Source organism: Shewanella sp. A22, assembly GCF_053850585.1.
The window spans coordinates 1-4,626 of record NZ_JBSQBN010000194.1 but is presented as its reverse complement, the minus strand read 5'-3'; the positions used below and the strand labels follow the sequence as shown (position 1 = coordinate 4,626).

At 39.5% G+C, this 4,626-nt stretch carries 3 protein-coding genes and 3 tRNA genes; 2 read left to right on the top strand and 4 right to left on the bottom strand.

Features of this window, described 5'->3' with window-relative positions:
* Window positions 1-38 precede the first annotated feature (38 nt).
* The 4 genes from ACWXWT_RS19875 to ACWXWT_RS19860 form a co-directional block, all read right to left on the bottom strand.
* Window positions 39-124 (bottom strand) — tRNA-Leu (locus tag ACWXWT_RS19875).
* A 49-nt stretch (window positions 125-173) separates the two neighbouring features.
* Window positions 174-247, bottom strand: a tRNA-Cys gene (locus ACWXWT_RS19870).
* Window positions 248-289: 42 nt separating this feature from the next.
* A tRNA-Gly gene (locus ACWXWT_RS19865) sits at window positions 290-365 on the bottom strand.
* Between the two features lie 264 nt (window positions 366-629).
* On the bottom strand, window positions 630-2,066 hold the full coding sequence (locus ACWXWT_RS19860) for a glyceraldehyde-3-phosphate dehydrogenase (RefSeq protein WP_456043301.1): 1,437 nt from the start codon (window positions 2,064-2,066) through the stop codon (window positions 630-632).
* A 203-nt stretch (window positions 2,067-2,269) separates the two neighbouring features.
* On the opposite strand from ACWXWT_RS19860, the gene ACWXWT_RS19855 reads away from it, so the two are divergent.
* Together ACWXWT_RS19855 and gap are read left to right on the top strand one after the other, a co-directional pair.
* Complete coding sequence (locus tag ACWXWT_RS19855; protein ID WP_456043300.1) at window positions 2,270-3,100, top strand: DUF2989 domain-containing protein; 831 nt, start codon at window positions 2,270-2,272, stop codon at window positions 3,098-3,100.
* Window positions 3,101-3,329: 229 nt separating this feature from the next.
* Window positions 3,330-4,340, top strand: a complete 1,011-nt coding sequence (gene gap, locus ACWXWT_RS19850; protein ID WP_456043298.1) for a type I glyceraldehyde-3-phosphate dehydrogenase — start codon at window positions 3,330-3,332, stop codon at window positions 4,338-4,340.
* The last annotated feature ends 286 nt before the right edge of the window (window positions 4,341-4,626 follow it).

Genomic DNA, 4,626 nt, shown 5'->3' with positions numbered 1-4,626 from the left:
GGCTTTTTTACACCACTCTCTATTGCTAGAGATTATAATGGTACCCGAGGCCAGACTTGAACTGGCACGCTTATTCAGCGAGGGATTTTAAATCCCTTGTGTCTACCGATTCCACCACTCGGGCAAAGTGTTGTGTTAATCGTTACTTAATGTAACCATTAAACTCAATTTTGTGGAGGCGCGACCCGGAGTCGAACCGAGGTCGACGGATTTGCAATCCGCAGCATAGCCATTCTGCCATCGCGCCATGCTTTTACCAAAATCTTGCCTATCGGATTAGATAAGAAATTGGAGCGACATATCGGGTTCGAACCGATGACCTATACCTTGGCAAGGTATCGCTCTACCAACTGAGCTAATGTCGCCTTAAATTACTATAACAGCTGCCTAATATAAAGCTGATGCTAAGCAGTAAGAGTGTGTTTCCCTGACTGCGGAATGGCATTCTACCGATTTAGGAAAGATAGTCAATCAATAAAGACATGATTATGGCAACAACATGACTGTTTGATGCATAAATCATCACTCTGGTGTTTTTTTTACATCTTACAAAAAAGCACCTCAAAAGAGGTGCTTTTTGTATTATATCGTTTAGGCCCAGTAAATTCGCCCAATAGAATGGTTACAGCTTAGATATTAGGTAAAGATAATGTGTTCAACCCTAGCATCTTTTGCATCACGCCAACAACTTGGCAGCTATAACCAAATTCATTGTCATACCAAACGTACAATATTGCACGTTTACCATCTGCGATGGTTGCTTGAGAGTCTACAACCCCAGCATAACGTGAACCGACTAAATCACTTGATACAATCTCTGTTGACTCAGTAAAGTCTATTTGATTTTGTAAAGGTGACTGTAATGCGACATCTTTTAAATATTCATTAAGTTCATCACGGTTTGTTTCTGCTTGTAAATTAACACTAATAATCGCCATCGACACATTAGGTGTAGGAACGCGAATTGCGTTACCTGTTAATTTACCCGCTAATACTGGTAGTGCTTTAGCAACGGCTTTTGCTGCACCTGTTTCTGTGATGACCATGTTTAATGGCGCGCTACGACCACGGCGATCGGCACTGTGATAGTTATCAATCAAGTTTTGGTCGTTAGTATAAGAATGAATCGTTTCTACATGACCATTCTCAATACCATACTTGTCGTTGACCGCTTTGAGCACAGGGGTAATTGCATTTGTGGTACAGCTTGCCGCAGAAACAATGGTGTCTTCAGCAAGAATGTCATTTTCATTGACACCATAAACAATATTTTTAATCGCACCTTTAGCTGGTGCAGTTAACAATACTTTTGTTGCTCCAGGGCTTTTAAGATGTAACCCTAAGCCCTCTTCATCTTTCCAAATACCCGTATTATCAACAATTAACGCGTCTTTTATACCATATTGAGTGTAATCAACTTGGTCTGGCGAATTGGCATAGATGATTTGAATATAAGTACCATTGGCGATGATAGCATTGTTGTCTTCATCGACTTCAACCGAGCCATTAAATGGACCGTGAACAGAATCACGACGCAATAAGCTGGCACGTTTCTCTAAATCGCCCTTTTTACCGCCACGCAGCACTATGGCACGCAAACGCAATTTGTTGCTTTTACCTGTACGCTCAATTAATAGACGCGCTAATAAACGACCAATGCGCCCAAAACCATAAAGCACAACATCACGAGCCGGAGTATCATCACCATGATTGATAGCTTCAGTTAATTCTTTAGCCATATAGGCTTCAATACCGCTTGCGTCCTTATTATCACGCCAGTAATTAATCGCAAGTTTACCTATATCCACTCGGCAATGTTTGATTGCTAATTTGCTAAGTGCAACAACAAATGGGAAACTTTCACGAAGACGTAATTTTTCACCGACATGACGACGTACTAAACGGTGTGACTTAATGATTTCGATGGTTGATGCATTTAATAATGGTTTACCATAAACCATTACTTCAACACCTTGGTTACGATATAATTTTCCAAGCAACGGCTGCATTGCTTCTGCCATTTCGAAACGTTCTTGCCAGCTTTGTAAATGTTTATCTGCGCTCATGTAGGGATCCTTTATCTCACTTTTCTAAGTTTTATCAGAAAGGTTTGAGTAACAAAAAGAAAAGACCAAAAATGTAGTATATTGTATGGGGTGTATCCCCTGTTTGGTCGGCGACATTGTAATGAAATATTCGCTTTTTCGCCAGTAACAAATTTCCACTAAATATGTAATTTTATTAGACAATTTACCTATTGGAGTCGAATTTGAGCAAGAATTTTGTATTAATTACATCATTTATCATTATTGGGCCTATTTTTGGCCTCTTTGGGTGTGATAATCACCGTAATAGCGACCTAATTTGTAAAAATAATCCTGAACTTTGTGCCGATTTACACAAAGATAGTTGGTGTCGATTTGAAAAAGCAGACTTAATTAGACATCGTTATCAATTAAAAACAACAGCTCACCCCACTGGTGAGCAATTGTATAAACAGCTTATTTACCTCGAAAACTATAGCAATTGCATTAAACTGGCGGCGGGTGTTCAGCATAAGATAAATACTTACCGAACTCGGGACCGTGAGCGTGCATTTGCCGTGAGTACACAGACCTTGGCTGAACTTCAAGAGTTTACCCGCACCAATAATGACATTCATTTAGCTTTTTATCGTTGGGTGCGTTTCAACGACCAAGACGCATTTGCCATTGTGGAAGATACTTATAAACAAGGTCTGCTCACCGACAATGACATAATCACTCAACTCGCAGCTTATTATGTTCGGGTTTCTCCTGCTGATGCGAAACAACTCTATTTGCATCTTCTTGCGACAACAGAATCAAAAAAAATTGATGCCGATTGGTTTTTAGCTCTCGCTTCAGTCTACCGACAACAAGGAGAAGCAGAAAAAGAATATTTATTAACCAGAGCCAATTTGTTAATCAGCCAAAACCATGCTGATGAACAAAAATTACTCGCCATCATTAATGGTGACAATATTCAGGCTGAAATTTTAGACCGCCAAGCCGTAGAGTTAGTGTCTGCCGTCATGAGTGAGCAATTTACTGATAGCAAAAGTGAAAGGTTATTAAAATAAGCAAAAATGACAAACTTTGTAGCAAAACTGACGCGCTTAAAATTGAGTCGTAACTTACAAAACTGTGCTTAAATTATCTTCAAAACGTGCTAAATGTAAAAAAAATACAAAATTAATCCCCTTATTTGGCTTTTTTGGGTGATTTAACTTGACCATTACGGTTAATTTGGTAATTTTACAACTAGGCGATTGAGATGCCACCAAATTATTTTAACTTGAGGGATATGAGATGACTATCCGTGTTGCAATTAACGGCTATGGCCGTATCGGTAGAAATGTTTTACGTGCACTTTATGAAAGCGAAAAAAATTACCCAATCGAGATCGTTGCGTTAAACGATTTAGGTGACGCATCAATCAATGCTCATTTAACTAAATATGACACTGTTCATGGTCGTTTTAATGCAAAAGTGGACCATGATGAAGAAGCAATCTACATCAATGGCGATAAAATCTTAACGTTCCAAGAACGTGACCCATCAAAGTTACCTTGGGCTGAATTGAAAGTTGATGTTGTGTTTGAATGTACAGGCATATTTACGTCTAAAGAAGCGGTTCAACCACATCTTGCCGCGGGTGCGAAGAAAGTCATTATTTCTGCGCCAGGTAAAAATGTAGATGCAACCATAGTATATGGCGTTAATAACGACGTATTAACGTCTGATATGACCGTTATTTCAGGTGCATCATGTACAACTAATTGTTTAGCGCCTATTGCTAAGCCATTAAACGATGAACTTGGTATTGAGTCTGGTTTAATGACCACAATCCATTCTTACACTAATGATCAACGTTTATCTGACGTATATCACACAGATTTACGTCGTGCTCGTGCTGCAGCAATGTCGATGATCCCAACTAAAACAGGTGCGGCGGCGGCTGTCGGTCTAGTAGTTCCTGAGCTTCTAGGTAAGTTTGATGGTTTAGCGGTACGTGTACCTACCATCAATGTGTCACTAGTTGACTTAACTTTCTTAGCATCTCGCGACACAACGGTTGAAGAAGTTAATGCCATCATTACTCGCGCATCACAACAGTCTCCAATGTCTGAAGTATTAGCGATTAATGAAGAACCATTAGTGTCTATCGACTTTAACCATAACCCTTTCTCTTCAAATTTTGACGCAACACAGACACGTGTTAATGGTCGTTTAGTGAAAGTGATGTCTTGGTATGATAACGAATGGGGTTTCAGTAACCGCATGTTAGATAACGCTGTTGCGTTAATGAACGCTAAGTAATCTACAAGTTATTGTAAACTTGATAGACGACTTGTCAGTGTAAGAGCCTCGCATTAATGCGGGGCTTTTTGTTTTGACTGTACTAAAGTAACTTTATCCAGTATGGGGTATTTATACCAATCCTATTAAATATGTGATCTTTCAGCGGAGTATAAAGTTCTGTAGGCAAGGCAGATGATTGAAGCGAATAGTGATCCTCGGTAACAAGCTCCTGCGTTACTCTACCTCCAGTATCTGACCGCCATGGATGGTGGGAATGTGTTATTTTTTATGGAAAAAAATAGAC